The sequence below is a fragment of the Pseudonocardia sp. ZF1 genome (assembly GCF_056835605.1).
The window spans coordinates 615,578-630,389 of the sequence record NZ_JAJNBY010000001.1 but is presented as its reverse complement, the minus strand read 5'-3'; the positions used below and the strand labels follow the sequence as shown (position 1 = coordinate 630,389).

18 protein-coding genes are annotated in these 14,812 nt (G+C 73.7%); 8 read left to right on the top strand and 10 right to left on the bottom strand.

Annotation, left to right across the window (positions count from 1 at the left end; all coding sequences use genetic code 11):
- Window positions 1-8: 8 nt before the first annotated feature.
- From ZF1_RS03190 to ZF1_RS03180, 3 genes are read right to left on the bottom strand one after another with little or no spacing between them, the layout of a single operon-like run.
- Window positions 9-752 (bottom strand): hypothetical protein, encoded by a 744-nt coding sequence (locus tag ZF1_RS03190; protein ID WP_405419683.1) that lies wholly within the window; start codon window positions 750-752, stop codon window positions 9-11.
- On the bottom strand, window positions 749-1,648 hold the full coding sequence (locus tag ZF1_RS03185; protein WP_405419686.1) for an ABC transporter ATP-binding protein: 900 nt from the start codon (window positions 1,646-1,648) through the stop codon (window positions 749-751). Before ZF1_RS03185 ends, ZF1_RS03190 begins: the two co-directional genes overlap by 4 nt.
- Window positions 1,645-2,004 (bottom strand): GntR family transcriptional regulator, encoded by a 360-nt coding sequence (locus tag ZF1_RS03180; RefSeq protein ID WP_208822236.1) that lies wholly within the window; start codon window positions 2,002-2,004, stop codon window positions 1,645-1,647. The genes ZF1_RS03185 and ZF1_RS03180 overlap by 4 nt, the downstream gene beginning before the upstream one ends.
- A gap of 122 nt (window positions 2,005-2,126) precedes the next feature.
- On the opposite strand from ZF1_RS03180, the gene ZF1_RS03175 reads away from it, so the two are divergent.
- The 5 genes from ZF1_RS03175 to ZF1_RS03155 all read left to right on the top strand — a co-directional run bounded on the left by ZF1_RS03175 (window position 2,127) and on the right by ZF1_RS03155 (window position 5,455).
- Window positions 2,127-2,453 (top strand): ArsR/SmtB family transcription factor, encoded by a 327-nt coding sequence (locus ZF1_RS03175; RefSeq protein WP_405419688.1) that lies wholly within the window; start codon window positions 2,127-2,129, stop codon window positions 2,451-2,453.
- A complete protein-coding gene (locus ZF1_RS03170; protein WP_405419690.1) occupies window positions 2,450-2,950 on the top strand; it encodes an SRPBCC family protein in 501 nt (166 codons plus the stop codon). The genes ZF1_RS03175 and ZF1_RS03170 overlap by 4 nt, the downstream gene beginning before the upstream one ends.
- 42 nt (window positions 2,951-2,992) lie before the next feature.
- A complete protein-coding gene (locus ZF1_RS03165; RefSeq protein ID WP_405419693.1) occupies window positions 2,993-3,940 on the top strand; it encodes a DMT family transporter in 948 nt (315 codons plus the stop codon).
- A 44-nt stretch (window positions 3,941-3,984) separates the two neighbouring features.
- Complete coding sequence (locus ZF1_RS03160; protein ID WP_208824655.1) at window positions 3,985-4,671, top strand: ArsR/SmtB family transcription factor; 687 nt, start codon at window positions 3,985-3,987, stop codon at window positions 4,669-4,671.
- Window positions 4,672-4,771: 100 nt separating this feature from the next.
- Complete coding sequence (locus ZF1_RS03155; RefSeq protein WP_405419698.1) at window positions 4,772-5,455, top strand: TetR/AcrR family transcriptional regulator; 684 nt, start codon at window positions 4,772-4,774, stop codon at window positions 5,453-5,455.
- Between the two features lie 36 nt (window positions 5,456-5,491).
- On the opposite strand, the gene ZF1_RS03150 is transcribed toward ZF1_RS03155, so the two are convergent.
- The 4 genes from ZF1_RS03150 to ZF1_RS03135 form a co-directional block, all read right to left on the bottom strand.
- Window positions 5,492-6,208, bottom strand: coding sequence for a hypothetical protein (locus tag ZF1_RS03150; protein WP_251787236.1), 717 nt, complete (start codon window positions 6,206-6,208; stop codon window positions 5,492-5,494).
- Entirely contained in the window at window positions 6,205-7,065 is an 861-nt protein-coding gene (locus ZF1_RS03145; protein WP_405419700.1) for an ATP-binding cassette domain-containing protein, read from the bottom strand. Before ZF1_RS03145 ends, ZF1_RS03150 begins: the two co-directional genes overlap by 4 nt.
- A gap of 166 nt (window positions 7,066-7,231) precedes the next feature.
- Window positions 7,232-7,864 (bottom strand): DedA family protein, encoded by a 633-nt coding sequence (locus ZF1_RS03140; RefSeq protein WP_346102827.1) that lies wholly within the window; start codon window positions 7,862-7,864, stop codon window positions 7,232-7,234.
- A gap of 52 nt (window positions 7,865-7,916) precedes the next feature.
- Complete coding sequence (locus ZF1_RS03135; RefSeq protein ID WP_251787235.1) at window positions 7,917-8,210, bottom strand: Dabb family protein; 294 nt, start codon at window positions 8,208-8,210, stop codon at window positions 7,917-7,919.
- 62 nt (window positions 8,211-8,272) lie between these two features.
- On the opposite strand from ZF1_RS03135, the gene ZF1_RS03130 reads away from it, so the two are divergent.
- Window positions 8,273-8,632 carry a DUF1330 domain-containing protein gene (locus ZF1_RS03130; RefSeq protein WP_208824631.1) on the top strand — a complete coding sequence of 120 codons (360 nt, stop codon included), beginning with the start codon at window positions 8,273-8,275 and terminating at the stop codon, window positions 8,630-8,632.
- Window positions 8,633-8,696: 64 nt separating this feature from the next.
- Here the strand turns inward: ZF1_RS03130 and ZF1_RS03125 are convergent, their stop codons facing one another.
- Both ZF1_RS03125 and ZF1_RS03120 read right to left on the bottom strand, forming a co-directional pair.
- Window positions 8,697-10,874, bottom strand: coding sequence for a 3-hydroxyacyl-CoA dehydrogenase NAD-binding domain-containing protein (locus tag ZF1_RS03125; RefSeq protein ID WP_405419705.1), 2,178 nt, complete (start codon window positions 10,872-10,874; stop codon window positions 8,697-8,699).
- A 14-nt stretch (window positions 10,875-10,888) separates the two neighbouring features.
- Entirely contained in the window at window positions 10,889-12,109 is a 1,221-nt protein-coding gene (locus ZF1_RS03120; RefSeq protein ID WP_202968078.1) for an acetyl-CoA C-acetyltransferase, read from the bottom strand.
- Between the two features lie 179 nt (window positions 12,110-12,288).
- On the opposite strand from ZF1_RS03120, the gene ZF1_RS03115 reads away from it, so the two are divergent.
- Both ZF1_RS03115 and ZF1_RS03110 read left to right on the top strand, forming a co-directional pair.
- Window positions 12,289-13,077, top strand: coding sequence for a MerR family transcriptional regulator (locus ZF1_RS03115; protein ID WP_346102822.1), 789 nt, complete (start codon window positions 12,289-12,291; stop codon window positions 13,075-13,077).
- Between the two features lie 29 nt (window positions 13,078-13,106).
- The gene (locus tag ZF1_RS03110) at window positions 13,107-13,544 is read left to right on the top strand and encodes an acyl-CoA thioesterase (RefSeq protein ID WP_346102820.1); all 438 of its coding nucleotides are present in this window, start codon (window positions 13,107-13,109) and stop codon (window positions 13,542-13,544) included.
- Between the two features lie 39 nt (window positions 13,545-13,583).
- On the opposite strand, the gene ZF1_RS03105 is transcribed toward ZF1_RS03110, so the two are convergent.
- On the bottom strand, window positions 13,584-14,759 hold the full coding sequence (locus tag ZF1_RS03105) for a fumarylacetoacetate hydrolase family protein (RefSeq protein ID WP_405419708.1): 1,176 nt from the start codon (window positions 14,757-14,759) through the stop codon (window positions 13,584-13,586).
- Window positions 14,760-14,812 lie beyond the last annotated feature (53 nt).

The following is a 14,812-nucleotide window of genomic DNA, read 5'->3' as shown; positions in this document are numbered from 1 at the left end:
GTCCTCCGTCAGGGAGTCGCGCGGCGCAGCACCAGGTACCCGGCCCCCGCCGCGACCGCGGCGAGGATCAGCGGGTAGCCGGCGAGCAGCACCGACGTCGGCGTCTCGGCGAAGAACCGGCCGAACGCCCCCCAGGCGTCCTGCCAGGTCAGGACCATCACCCCGGCCGCGGCGAGCACCACGGGCACCAGGACCACGCACCAGATCCCGAGCTGCCCCCAACGCCGGAACACCGCGCCGAGGAGCACGAACACCAGCGAGAGCGTCAGCAGCGGGACCCAGTACGCGAGCACCTGGGTGGCCGGGTTCGACTGGCCCATGAAGCCCATCTCGAAGAACTGGACCCGCAGGCCCCAGCCGTCGGTGGCCCGTTCGACGGCCAGCAGCACGCTGAGCCCGATCGCGCCGACCAGGGTCTCGGCGGCCACCAGCAGGACGGTGCCGAGGTAGAAGTGCCGTCGCGTGATGCCCAGGCTCAGCGCGAACGGCATCACCTGGGTCATCAGCGCGAGGTAGGTGCTGCCGAGGATGAAGAAGAACGACGTCAGCGCGCCGGTGTACCCGGTCTCCACATCTCCGCCGTTGCTCCTCACGACCCACCAGATGGTCTGGTGCAGCACGAAGACGACGGCCAGGATCAGCCAGGCCATCCCGAACCGGCGGCCCCAGTTGACCGTGCCCATCCGGATCGCGGCGCGCACCCGGGCGGGCGCGGCGTCGACCGGGCTGCGGTCGGCGGTGACGGCGGTCATGACAGGACCTCCTGGGCGACGCCGGCGCCCGGCGCCGCGTTCATCTGGGTCGTACGGACGACGAGCTGCTGCAGCGACACCGGCTCGAACTGCAGGTGCGGCTCGGAGGTGCGGGCCGGCGCGACCCCGGCGAGGGTGACGCGCAGGAAGCCGCCGAGGCGCTCCCGGTGCAGCTCCGTGTGGCCGCGGGCGAACCGCTCGACCGACTCGGCGGGCCCGGAGACGGTGACGGCCCGGCCGCGCAACGCCTCGGCCTCCTCGTCGATGAGCACGCGGCCCCGGTCGATCAGGACGACGTGCTCGATCAGGTCGGAGACCTCGTCGATCAGGTGCGTCGAGAGCACGACGGTGCGCGGGTGCTCGGCGAAGTCGGCGAGCAGGTGGTCGTAGAACATCTGCCGGGCGACGGCGTCGAGGCCCAGGTAGGGCTCGTCGAAGAAGGTCAGCGGGGCCCGCGAGGCCAGCCCGATGACCACCCCGACCGCGGACTGCTGACCGCGGGAGAGCTTCTTGCAGCTCCGGGACGCCGGCAGCGAGAACTCCCCGACGAGCCGGTCGGCGAAGGCCTGGTCCCACTGCGGGTACACGCTCGCGGCGGCCCGGAGCGCGTGGTGGACCCGGTACTCGTCCGGGTACTTCAGGGACTCGCGGATGAAGCAGGTGCGGGCGAGCACCCGGGCGTTCTCGTAGGGCTGCTCGCCGAAGATCTCGGCGCGCCCGGAGGTCGTGAAGTTCTGCGCGGTGAGGATCTGCATCGCGGTGGTCTTGCCGGCGCCGTTGCGGCCGAGCAGCCCGTGGATGCGGTTCTCCTCCAGCGCGAACGTCACGTCGTCGAGCGCGGTCACGTCGCCGTAGCGCTTCGTGACGCCGTGCATGGCGATCACGTCGGTGCTCATCGGTCGTCCCCCCAGACGTCGATCATCTTCTTGAGCTGCTCGGGGTCGATACCGAGCTTGCGGGCCTCGGTGACCAGCGGAGCGATGTACTGCCGGGCGAAGTCCTCGCGGCGGCTGTCCAGCAGCCGGGACCGTGCCCCCTCGGCGACGAACATGCCGATCCCCCGTCTCTTGTAGAGCACGCCCTGCGTGACCAGCTGGTTGAGGCCCTTCGCCGCGGTGGCCGGGTTGATCCGGTGGAAGGCGGCGAGCTCGTTGCTGGACGGCACCTGGGTCTCCTCCGGATAGGTCCCGTCCACCACCGCGGACGCGATGTCCTCCGCGATCTGCGCGAACAGCGGGCGTCCGTCGTCGATCACGGCGACCTCCCGGTGCCGTAGTGCAGTGGTTCATTAGTCATGTAATGAACCATAGCGGCGAGGAACCGATCCGTCCAGCGGACTACTATTTTCGGTCCGGGTTATATAAACTCCGAGTTGTGGAAGCGTTCGACGTGCTGGGCGACCCCGTCCGGCGGCGCATCCTCGAGCTCCTCGCCGGGGGCGAGCGGACGGCAGGGCGGGTGACCGAGGTCGTCCGCGCCGAGTTCGGGATATCGCAGCCGGCCGTCTCCCGGCACCTGCGCGTGTTGCGGGACAACGGGTTCGCCACCGTCCGGGCGGAGGGGACCCGGCGGCTCTACGCGGTCGACCCGTCCGGGCCTGCCGCGGCCGAGCAGTGGCTGGCCGGGCTGCGCGGCTTCTGGGTGCAGCGGCTCGACGCGCTCGACACCGAACTGGCCCGTGGATCGAGGAGGAACCCGTGACCGATACCGGAAGCCGTGCCGGGGAGGTGGTCCGCGGCGCCGACGGGCGTGCCGTGCTGCGGTTCCGCCGCGTCCACGACGAACCCGTCGCCGACGTCTGGTCGGCGGTCACCGACCCGGACCGCTGCGCGCGGTGGTTCGGGCGGTGGAGCGGCGACGGGCGTCCCGGCGGCACCGTCGAGCTCGTCCTGACCAGCGACGAGGACGGCGGCGGCGCCCCGTCCACCGTGCTCGTCCGGGACTGCGAGCCCCCGCACCGGCTGGTCGTCGACATCCGGGAGGGCGGCGAGCCGTGGGAGCTGTCGGTGACGCTCACCCCGGACGGCGGGGGCACCGTGCTCGTGTTCGAGCAGGTGCTGCCCGACGGGTTCTCCCCGGCCGACGCCGGCCCGGGCTGGCACTGGTACCTCGACCGGCTCGCCGCAGTCCTGGCCGGGGCGCCGATGCCGGACTGGGAGGCGACCCTCGCGGCGACGGCACCGTACTACCGGGGCTGAATTCGGTGCGGGCCGAAACGTCGGGCGCCTAGCGTCGTCGCCGTGACGGGAACAGGGGTGCGGGTCGCCGCGGCGGCCGGGGTGACCGTGCTGGCGTGGGCGTCGGCGTTCGTGGCGATCCGGGCCGTGGGGCCGGCGTTCGGCGCCGGTGCGCTCGCGCTCGGACGACTGGCGGTCGGCGGGGCCGCGCTCACACTCGCGGTGCTGGCATCGCGGTCCTGGGTGCGGCCGACCGCGCGGGAGTGGCTGCTGATGGCGCTGTGCGGGGTGAGCTGGTTCGCGGTGTACAACGTCGCGCTGAACGCGGCCGAGGAACGCCTCGACGCCGGGACCGCGGCGATGCTGGTGAACGTCGGACCGATCCTCATCGCGCTCTCCGCCGGCGTCGTGCTGCGGGAGGGCTTCCCGCGCCCGCTGCTGGCGGGCGCCGGGATCGGGTTCGCGGGGGCCGTGCTGATCGGGTTCGCCACCTCGGGCGACGGCCCGGCCGGCGCCGGGGGCCCGGTGGGCGCGCTGCTGTGCCTGCTGGCCGCCGCGACCTGGACGATCGGGGTGCTCGCCCAGAAACCCGTGCTCCGGCGCCTGCCCGCGGTGCAGGTCACCCAGGTCGCCTGTCTGGTCGGGGCGGTCGCCACGCTGCCGTGGGCCGGCGACCTGGTCGACGCTCTCGGCACGGCGTCCGGGCCGGAGATCGCCGGGATGGTCTACCTCGGGCTCGTCCCGACGGCGCTCGCGTTCGGGACCTGGGCGTACGCGCTGTCGCGGATCGACGCGGGGCAGCTCGGCGTCACCACCTACCTCGTCCCGACCCTGGTGGTGCTCATGGCGTGGCCGGTACTCGGGGAGCTGCCGCCGCCGCTGGCGCTGCTCGGCGGGGTGCTCGCACTGACGGGGGTGGCGCTGTCCCGCTACCGGGGGCGGCCGGCGCGGGAGAGCCGGATCGCGGCGGGCGGGGTGCCGGGGTCCGGCCGGGACCGGAGCCCGCGGTGACCGGCGGTCCCGGCACGGACGGCGGCCGCGGCTCGGGGGGCCCGATCGACCCGGCCGCCCTCGCCGCCCGGGCCGCACTGCTCGCCGACCGGACCCGGGCCGCGTTCTGCCTCGCGCTGATCGACGGTCGCGCCTGGACCGCGGGTGAGCTGGCCCGGCACGCCGGCGTCGCCCCGTCGACGGCGTCGGCCCACCTGGACCGGCTGGTCGACGCGGGACTGCTCGTCGCCGAGCGGCAGGGCCGGCACCGCTACCTGCGGCTCGGCGGACCGGACGTCGCACGCACGATCGAGACGCTCGCCGCGGGCACCGCGCCCGCCCCGCCGGCCCCGACGCTGCGTGCCTCGCGCGCCGCGGCCAGGCTCGCCTCCGCCCGGACCTGCTACGACCACCTCGCGGGCGCCCTGGGTGTCGCGCTCTTCGACGGGCTCGTCGCCGACGACCTGCTCGCGACCGGGGACGGCCTCGCCCTCACCCCCGCCGGCCGGCTGTGGTTCGCCGGGCTCGCCGGGCCGGACGCGCTCGCCCGCCGCGGCCGCCCGGTGGTGCGGGCGTGCCTGGACTGGACCGAGCGCCGCCACCACCTCGCGGGCACGGCGGGCGCGGTGCTGTGCCGGGCCCTGTTCGACCGCGGCTGGGTCGAGCGCGGCCGGGACCGGCGGTCCGTGCGCCTCACGGCGTCCGGTCGGACCGCGCTGCCGGCGCTGGTCGGGGTGGCGCTGCCGGACTGACGGTCGCCGGGACCCACCCGGGGCGAGGGCCACGAACGAGATCACCGCTCTTGGATCAGCACAGCGCTCGGGGAACAGACCGATGCTCTACCGTGGCCGGGTGAACGCCTCCCGCACCGCCCGCGAGCGGGCCCGCGCCGAGCTCGTCGCCGAGATCACCGCGGCGGCCCGGCGGCAGCTGGCCGAGACCGGCGCGGCCGCGCTGTCCATGCGCGCGGTGTCCCGCGAGATCGGGATGGTGTCCTCGGCGCTGCACCGCTACTTCCCCACCCGCGACGACCTGCTCACCGCCCTGATCGTGCAGAGCTACGACGGGCTCGCCGACGCCCTCGCCGCGGCCGACCCCGGCACCGGCCCGGCGGAGCACTGGCGGGGCATCGCGCGGGCCCTGCGCGGCTGGGCGCTGGCCCATCCGCACGAGTACGCACTGATCTACGGCTCCCCCGTACCCGGCTACCGCGCGCCGACCGACACCGTCCCCGTCGCGGCCCGGGTCCTGGAGCCGCTGGCCCGTGCCCTGGCCGCCGCGCACGCCGCGGGCACGCTCGCCGAGGCACCCGAACCGGACCCCGCACTCGCCGCCGACGCCGACCGCGTCCGCGCCGCGCTGGACCTGCCGGACCTGTCCGACGGGGCCGTGCTCGCCGCCCTCACCGCCTGGACCGGGCTGTTCGGGCACCTGTCCTTCGAGCTGTTCGGCCAGTTCGAGAACGCCGTCGACGCCCGCGACGCCCTGTTCGCGGGCACCGTCGAACGCCTCGGCCGGGTCGCGGGCCTGATCTGAGGACGGACCCGGGGCGGTGCCGGGCGGAGCAGCAGGTCAGCGGCGCAGACGGCCGACCCGCCGGCCGAGACGTGCGCCCAGCTCGCGCAGCCCGCCGCCCTGCTCGACCCGGACCACCAGCGCCGTCGCCGCCACCGCCACCAGCAGCGCGACGACCAGGTCGCCGAACGGGCCCACCCCGAGCCGCCCGCTCCCCAGGGCCGCGGCCGCGGTCCCGACCGGCGGCAGCCACGACTGCGTCCCGGTCACCACGAGCACGACCAGCGCACCGATCAGCGCGACGCCCTCGTTGCGGACCACCGGCCGGGAGAACACCGACCCCACCGCGGCGCCGGTGATCCCGCAGGCCAGGTGCGCGAGCAGCCCGTCGAGCAGGCTCCCGGTCGTCGCCGTGCCCCAGGCCGCGACCACGCCCCACACCACGGCGAGCAGCCCGAGCACCGCCACGCCCGCCGTGGCGGCGATCAGCACGCCGGCCGCGACCGGCCAGGGGCCGCCCGCGGCGGACAGGGTGACGGTGCGGGCGTCGTCGTCCTCGGACTCGGCCAGCGCGTGCGCCAGCCAGGCCCCGACCGGGTAGAGCAGCAGCGCGCTGGCCGCCCACGGCGCGGGCAACGGGCCGGGCGCGCCGCCGAACAGCACGGCGAGGGCGCCGGCGTAGAGCACCAGCGGGGCGACGAAGCGTTCGGTGCGGCCGACGTCCTCGCCCAACAGCATCGCCACGGCGAACGCCGAGCGCACCCGCCGCCTCACCGGCCGCCCTCCGGAGGACCCGGGCGGACCGGCCGCACCGAACGGACCGCGCAGCCCGCGGCGAGCGCGGCCGCCAACCAGGCGTCGCTCTCGGGGGCGGGGACCCGCACGGTGAACCGGCCCGGCGCCGCACCCTCGACGCGGGCGGGCGGCAGCACCCGTTCCAGCAGCGGGCGGGGGTCTCCCGCACAGGCCATGTCCAGGCGCATCATCGCCCCGGGCGGCGGCGCGGTCGGCAACGGCACGGAGTCCGGGTCGGAGGCGGTCGCGATCCGGCCCTCGCGCAGCCGGTGCAGGCGGGCGCCGGGCAGACCGGCCGCGGTACCGGTGTGGTCGGTCAGCAGGGTCGGGGCGGCGCGGGCGGTGAGCAGCCGGGTCAGGGCGTCCGCGGCGTCGTCGTCGAGACCGTTCCAGGGTTCGTCGAGCACGAGCACGCCGGGCTCGCAGGCCAGCGCCTGCACCAGCCCGACCTTGCGGGCGTTGCCGGTCGACAGGTCGGCCATCGGCTCGTCGTCGTCGCCGTCGTACCCGAGCTCGGTCAGCAGCACCTCGGCGCGGTCGGCGGCGTCGTCGACGTCGACGCCGCGCACCCGGGCGATGTGGTCGAGCCAGCGTCGCGGGGTCAGCTTGCGGGCGGCCGGGAACCGGTCGGGCAGGTAGCCGACGACCTCGGGGACGTCCTCGACCTCGCCCGCGGTCGGGGCGAGTGCACCGGCGGCGATCCGCAGCAGCGTGGACTTGCCCGCCCCGTTGCCTCCCCGCACGACGGTCGGCATGGCAGGGTCGACGTCGAGGTCGGCACCGCGCAGGGCGACCGCCCCCGACGGGTGGGTGTGGTGGATCCCGACCAGGCGCACCCGACCACCTCCACCGCTCGTCGCCGCCCGTGCGTGACGATCAGGTTCGCACAGCGGCGCGGGCCCGAGGCCCGGCGGTGGCCCGGCGGTACGGCCCGTGGCGGGACCGGTACGCAGGGCTGTCGTGATCACCCGTCCGGCGCAGCCGGACGTCGGCTCGGCGCGTTCAGCCGGTCCCGGTCGACACCCCGGCGTCGCGGTGGCGACGCTGCCGGAGTTTCCGCACGACCAGCCACACGATCGCCGCCGCGCCGAGCACGGCGACGACCTTGCTGATCGGCGACACGTAGACCTCGATGACCTCCCAGCGCTCGCCGAGCACGTATCCGAGGGAGACGAACAGCGCGTTCCAGACACCGCTGCCGAGCGCGGACAGCGCGGTGAACCGCAGCAGCGGCATCCGGGCGATCCCGGCCGGGATCGAGATCAGGCTGCGCACGATCGGGATGCAGCGCCCCCCGAGGACGAACCAGTTCCCCCACCGCTCGAACAGCGCGAGCCCCTTCTCCAGGTCCTTCTGGCTGGAGACGACGAACCAGCGACGCCCGCAGAGCCGGTGCACCCGCTCGAACCCGAGCCAGTGGCCCAGCGCGTAGAGGACCAGCGCCCCGGCGACGGCTCCCATCGTGGCCGCCGCCCAGACCGCGACCGGGTCCATCGCGCCGGTCGAGGCGCGGAAGCCACCCAGCGGGAGGATCACCTCCGACGGGATCGGCGGGACCACGTTCTCCAGGAAGATCAGCAACCCGATGCCGGCGGCGCCGAGCCGGTCCACGATGTCGAACACCCACTGCGTCACGCACACCATGGTGCCCGAGGATCAGGTCATCCGGTTGGTCCGGTTCGACCGGTCAGGGCAGGCGGAACTGGATCCGCTCGATCGACGAGCAGAGCGGGGCGAACAACTCGCGACGGATCCGGTTGTGCTCGTCGTCGGCGTCGTAGACGCGGTAGGACTCCTCATCGGGCAGGTCGAGGGTGAGCACGAAGTGCGCGTTGCCCTCGCGCAGCCCCAGGTCCAGGCCGGCCTTCAGGTCGAGGTCGAGGCCCTCGACGCGCAGGTCGCGCAGCGCCTGGAGGCCCTTCTCGATCCCGGCCGGGTCCACGCCGTCCTTCAGCCGGCCGACCACCACGTTGCGGATCATGTACCGGGCTCCTTCCGTCGTCGTCGGGTACCGCCCCCGGAGATCGACCCTAGACTCGGCCGATGGCAGTGAACCCGTCCGGCGCGGACATGAAGGCCTTCCTCGCCGAGGACCCCGACCAGCCGGTCGTGATGCTGAACCTGCTGCGCTTCGCCGAGGGCGGCGAGGCCCGCTACGACGACTACGTCACCCACTTCCGGGCCACCGCCGCCCGGTTCGGCGCCGAGGTCGTCTACTTCGGGCGCGGGCTGGCACCGGTCGTCGCCGAGCCGGGCCAGGAGTGGGACGCGGTGCTCCTGGTGTCCTATCCGAGCCGGCGGGCCTTCTCCGAGATGGTCCGCGACCCCGGCTACCAGGAGGGGACCCACATCCGGACCGAGGCACTGGTCGAGGCGACGCTGCAGCCCACCGTGCCCCGCTGAGCGGGCCCGGAACGCACCGACCCCCGCCGGCGGAGGTGCCGGCGGGGGTCGGTGTCGGGCGGGATCAGGCGGCCGCAGTGGCCGACTCCCCCTTCGCCGCGCGGTCACGCAGCGACTGCGGGACCTCGAAGCGCTCGCCGTACTTCGCCTTCAGCTCGTCGGCGCGGGCCACGAAGCCGGCCGGGCCGCCGGGGTAGCCCTCGATGTACTGCAGCACGCCGCCGGTCCAGGCCGGGAAGCCGATGCCGAAGATCGAGCCGATGTTGGCGTCGGCGACGGTGGTCAGCACGCCCTCGTCGACGCACTTCACGGTCTCGATCGACTCGATGATGAGCATCCGCTCGGACAGCTCGTGCAGGTCGACGTCGTGGTTCGTCGCGCCGAAGTGCTCGCGCAGACCGGGCCAGAGGCCGGTGCGCTTGCCCTCGGAGTACTCGTAGAACCCGGCGCCGGTGCTCTTGCCCTTGCGGTCGAACTCGTCGACCAGCCGGTCGATCACCGGGTCGGACGGGTGCGGGGTCCAGGTGCCGCCGGCGGCCTCGACGCCCTTCTTCGTCTCCTCGCGGATCTTGCGCGGCAGCGTGAGGGTCAGCTCGTCCATCAGCTGCAGCACCGGGGCCGGGTACCCGGCCTGCGACGACGCCTGCTCGATCGTCTGCGGGTCGATGCCCTCGGCGATCATCGCGACGCCCTCGTTGATGAAGGTGCCGATCACGCGGCTGGTGAAGAAGCCGCGGGAGTCGTTGACGACGATCGGGGTCTTCCTGATCCCCAGCGTCAGGTCGAACGCCTTGGCCAGGGCCTCGTCGTTCGTGCGCTCACCCTTGATGATCTCGACCAGCGGCATCTTGTCGACCGGCGAGAAGAAGTGCAGACCGATGAAGTCGTCCGGGCGGTCGACGCCCTTGGCCAGCTCGGTGATGGGCAGCGTCGAGGTGTTCGAGCACAGCAGCGCGTCGGAGTTGATGTACTTCGCGGCCTCGCGGAACACCTCCTGCTTCAGCTCGACGGACTCGAAGACGGCCTCGATGACGACGTCGCAGCCGGCGAGGTCGGCGTAGTCGTCGGTCGGCAGGATGCGGCCGAGCAGCGCGTCGCCCTTCTCCTGCGTGGTCTTCCCGCGCTTGACGCCCTTCTCGACGAGACCCTGCGAGTAGGCCTTGCCCTTCTCGGCGGCCTCCTTCGAGACGTCCTTGAGCACGACGTCCCAGCCGGCGAGAGAGCAGACGTAGGCGATGCCCGCGCCCATCATCCCGGCGCCGAGCACGGCGACCTTGGTCGGCTGCCACTTGGCGGGGCCGTCCGGGCGGGACTTGCCGCCGTTGATGGCGTTGAGGTCGAAGAAGAACGCCTTGGTCATGTTCTTCGAGACCTGGCCGGTCACGAGCTCCGCGAAGTAGCGGCCCTCGATCTTCTGCGCGGTCTCGAAGTCGACCTGGCTGCCCTCGACGGCAGCCGCGAGGATGTTGCGCGGGGCCGGCATCGGCGCACCCTTGAGCTGCTTGCGCAGGTTCGCCGGGAACGCCGGGAGGATCGAGGCCAGCGAGGGGCTCGACGGCGTGCCGCCGGGGATCCGGTACTTCGGCTGGTCCCAGGGCTGGGTGGTGTGCTCGGGGTTGGCGAGCACCCACGCGCGGGCCTTGTCGAAGGCCTCCTCGCGGGTGGCCGCGAGCTCGTCGATCAGGCCCAGCTCCAGCGCCTTGGCCGGCTTGTGCCGCTGGCCCTGCGCGAGGACGTTCATGAAGCCGTTCGCGATGCCCAGCATGCGGGTGACGCGGGTGACGCCGCCGCCACCGGGCAGCAGGCCCAGGCTCACCTCGGGCAGGCCGTAGACGACGCCCTTCGCGTCGACGCCGACCCGGTGGTGGGTCGCCAGCGCGATCTCCAGGCCACCGCCCAGGGCGGTGCCGACGAGCGCGGACGCGACCGGGCGGCCGAAGGTCTCCAGCTTGCGCAGCTGGGCCTTGACCTCGGTCACCAGCTCGAAGATCTTCTCGGCGTCGTCGGGACCGGCCGCGCTGAGCTGCTCGAGGTTCCCGCCGGCGAAGAAGGTCTTCTTGGCCGAGGTGACGACGACACCGACGATGTCGTCCTTGTGCTTCTCCAGGTCGTCGACGACCTCCCGCATGGCCTCGCGGTAGGCGTCGTTCATGGTGTTGGCGCTGCTGGCCGGGTCGTCGAGGGTGACGACGGCGACGCCGTCGGCGTCGGACTCCCAGCGGACGGCCTTCTGCTCAGTCACTGATCCAGTCCCTTTCAGACGCGCTCGACGATGGTGGCGATGCCCATGCCGCCGCCCACGCACAGCGTGGCCAGGCCGCGGCGCAGGTCACGGCGCTCCAGCTCGTCGACGAGGGTGCCGAGGATCATCGCGCCGGTGGCCCCCAGCGGGTGGCCCATCGCGATGGCCCCACCGTTGACGTTGGTGATCTCGTGGGAGATGTCCATGTCGCGCATGAAGCGCAGGGCCACGGCCGCGAACGCCTCGTTGATCTCGAAGAGGTCGATGTCGCCGACCGACAGCCCGGCCTTGGCCAGCGCCTTGCGCGCGGCGGGCGCCGGACCGGTCAGCATGATCGTCGGGTCGGCGCCGGACAGCGCGGTGGCGACGATGCGCGCACGCGGGGTCAGGCCGTTGGCCTTCCCGGCGGCCTCGGTGCCGATGAGGGTGAGCGCCGCACCGTCGACGATGCCGGAGCTGTTGCCCGCGTGGTGGACGTGGTCGATCTTCTCGACCCAGTGGTACTTCTGCAGCGCCACCGCGTCGAACCCGCCGTCGCGGCCCATCATCTCGAAGGACGGCTTGAGCCCGCCCAGCGCCTCGACGGTCGCGCCGGCGCGGATGTGCTCGTCGCGGTCGAGGATGGTCAGGCCGTTGCGGTCCTTGACCGGGATGACCGAGTTCGCGAAGCGACCGTCGGCCCACGCCTTGGCGGCCCGGGTCTGCGACTCGACGGCGAAGGTGTCGACGTCGGTGCGGGACCAGCCCTCGACGGTCGCGATGAGGTCGGCGCCGATGCCCTGCGGCACGAAGCCGGTGGCGTAGGCGGTGTCGGGGTCCATCGCCCAGGCGCCGCCGTCGGAGCCCATCGGCACCCGGCTCATGCCCTCGACGCCACCGGCGAGGACGAGCTCCTCCATACCGGAGCGGACCTTCTGCGCGGCGGTGTTCACGGCCTCCAGGCCGGAGGCGCAGAAGCGGTTGAGCTGCACACCGGCGACGGTGTCGGGCAGCCCGGACGCGATCGCGGCGGTCTTGGCGATGTCGCCGCCCTGGTCGCCGATCGGCGAGACGACGCCGAGCACGAGGTCGTCGATCGTGTTGGTGTCCAGGTCCGGGTGACGCTCGCGGACCGCGTCGATCAGCCCGGTCACCAGCGAGATCGGCTTGACCTCGTGCAGCGAACCGGAGGCCTTGCCCCGTCCGCGCGGTGTACGGATCGCGTCGTAGATGTAGGCCTCGGGAATCTCGCTCATCCGAACCTCTCGTGGGGTGGTCGGCACGGGGGCGGTACAGGCGGCACTGCCCCTACTTACTGGTAGCTTTTGTTACAGCAGCACTGTCACATGGGTCAAGACGGACCGGCGTGCATGTGACACGGATGATGTCACACCAGCACTGTCATATCGAGCGGCCGACCCGTAACCTGCTCGCCATGTCCGCCGCCATCGACGGCTCCGCGCTGAGCCCGACCCCCGACGACGGGGATCTCCTCACCGTCGACCAGCTCGCCGAGCGGACCGGGATGTCGGTGCGCACCATCCGCTTCTACGCGAGCAAGGGACTCATCCCCGCGCCCCGGCTGCGCGGCCGCACGGGCCTCTACGACGCCGCGCACCGCGCCCGGCTGGAGCTGATCGGCGAGCTCACCGGGCTGGGCTTCACCCTCGCCGCGATCGAACGGCAGCTGGAACGGGTACCGCTGGAGACCGCGCCGGAGGAGCTGGCCCTGCAGCGCGCGCTGCTCACGCCCTGGCTGCCCGAGGTCGACGAGGAGCTGGACCGGGCCGGGCTCGACCGGCGCGCGGGTCGCCGTCTGTCCGACGACGACGTCACCACCCTCGAACGGCTCGGTGCCCTGACCCGGCTGCCCGGCGACGGCCCGGCGACCGTCCGGCTGCACGGCGCGGTCGCGCTCGGCTCCGCACTGGAGGCACTGGACTCCGGCCTGCCCCCCGAGCTGTGGAAGCGTTCGCACGACCTCATCGAGCGGCACACCGCCGCGCTCGCGGAGGACCTGATGACGCTGTTCCAGGACGAGGTCCTGCAGCCCTACCGGGACCGCGGCCGCCCCGCCGACGAGCGGCGACGGCTCGCCGCCGCCTTCTCCCGGCTCAAGCCGATCACCCTGCAGGGCGTCGTCGCAGCGTTCGGGCGGGCGGTCAACCGGGCCATCCGGGAGCGCGTCGACTCCTCCGGGGGCTCCGACCGGCACGAGGGGTGAGCCCGGCCGGTGAGTCGTAACATCGGCCCATGGCGAGCTTCGAGTTCCCGGTCCGGGTGCGCTACCACGAGGTCGACGCCCAGGGGGTCGTCTTCAACGCCTGGTACCTGGCCTGGTTCGACGAGGCGATGACCGAGTTCCTCGAGTCCCGCGGTCTCACCTACCGGGCGATGCTCGACGCCGGATACGACGTCCAGCTCGTCCACACCGAGCTCGACTGGCGGGCCGGGGTCGGGTGGGGCGAGGACGTCGCCGTCGCGGTGTCGACGGCGCGGATCGGCCGGACCAGCTTCGCGCTCGACTTCCAGGTCCGCGCCCTCGACGACGCGGGCGAGCGCATCGTCACCTGCGACTGTCGCACCGTCTACGTGGTCATCGCCGTCGACGGCAGCGGCAAGCAGGAGGTGCCGGCGCTGATCCTGAACGCGCTCGGCGACCCCGAGCCGCTGATGCCGCTGCGCCCCTGAGCACCCCCGGCCGAGGGTCTCCCCCGCCGGCTGCGGCGGTCAGGCGCCGCGGATCCGGCCGCGGACCTCGCCGAGGGCGACCCGGCCGCCGTCGCGGGCGGGCGCGGTCGCGGTCATCACGACCTCGTCGCCGTCCTCCAGCCAGGTGCGCGAGGCGCCGCCGGCGAGCACGACCGGGTCGCGGCCGTTCCAGGACAGCTCCAGCATCGAGCCGAACCCGCTGCGCTCCGGGCCGGAGACGGTGCCCGAGCCGAGCAGGTCGCCGGCGCGCAGCCCGGCGCCGCCCGAGGTGAGGTGGGCCACCATCTGCTCCGGGGACCAGTACAGGTCCCTCGCGGGCGGGGACGCGACCAGCTCGCCGTTGACGTGCACGGCGAGGTCGATGTCGAGGCCGAGCGCGGGCTCGCCCGGGGTGAGGTAGGGCAGCGGCGCGGGGTCGTGAGCGGGCAGCGGGACCCGGGCCGCGGACAGCTCGTCGAGCGGTGTCACCCACGCCGAGATCGACGTCGCGAAGGACTTGCCCAGGTGCGGGCCGAGCGGGCGGGACTCGAAGAACTGGATGTCGCGGGCGGACCAGTCGTTGAGCAGCACGACGCCTAGGACGTGGTCGGCGGCGTCGTCGATCCCGACCGGCCCCGGGACCGGCCCGCCGAGGACGAAGCCGAGCTCGGCCTCGAAGTCGAGCTTGGCACACGGACCGAAGTCCTCGGGCCCGCGCTGCCCCGACGGGCGTGCGACCGGGGTGCCGGTGACCCGGACCGTGCCGGATCGGCCGTGGTACCCGAGCGGAATCCGCCGCCAGTTCGGGGTGAGCGGGTCCTCGGCGTCCGGACGGAAGATCAGTCCGGCGTTCCGGGCGTGCTGCTCGCAGGCGTAGAAGTCGACGTAGTCGGCGACGGCGAAGGGCAGCACCGGGACCAGTCCCTCGTCGGGCAGGCGGTACGCGGCGGCCCGCTCGTGGTCCTCGCGCCAGCCGCGCAGCCACTGGACGACCTCGCGCCAGGCCGGGGCACCGGCGTCGAGCAGCCGGGTCAGGTCGGGCGCCGCCAGCAGGTCGGGGTACGGGCCGCGCTGCGCGGTGGCCAGCGAGCCGACGTCGAGCAGGCCACCGTCCGGCAGCGGGCAGGCGATGCGCGAGCTCCCGGGGCGCCCCTTCCCCGCGACGGCGCCGAGCGCGAGGGCGGGGGCGGTCGTCGGCGGTGGCGCAGTCGTCACGGTCCCCGACCGTAGGCGATCCGGCGACGGCGTGGGTGGGAACTCGCCGCGGT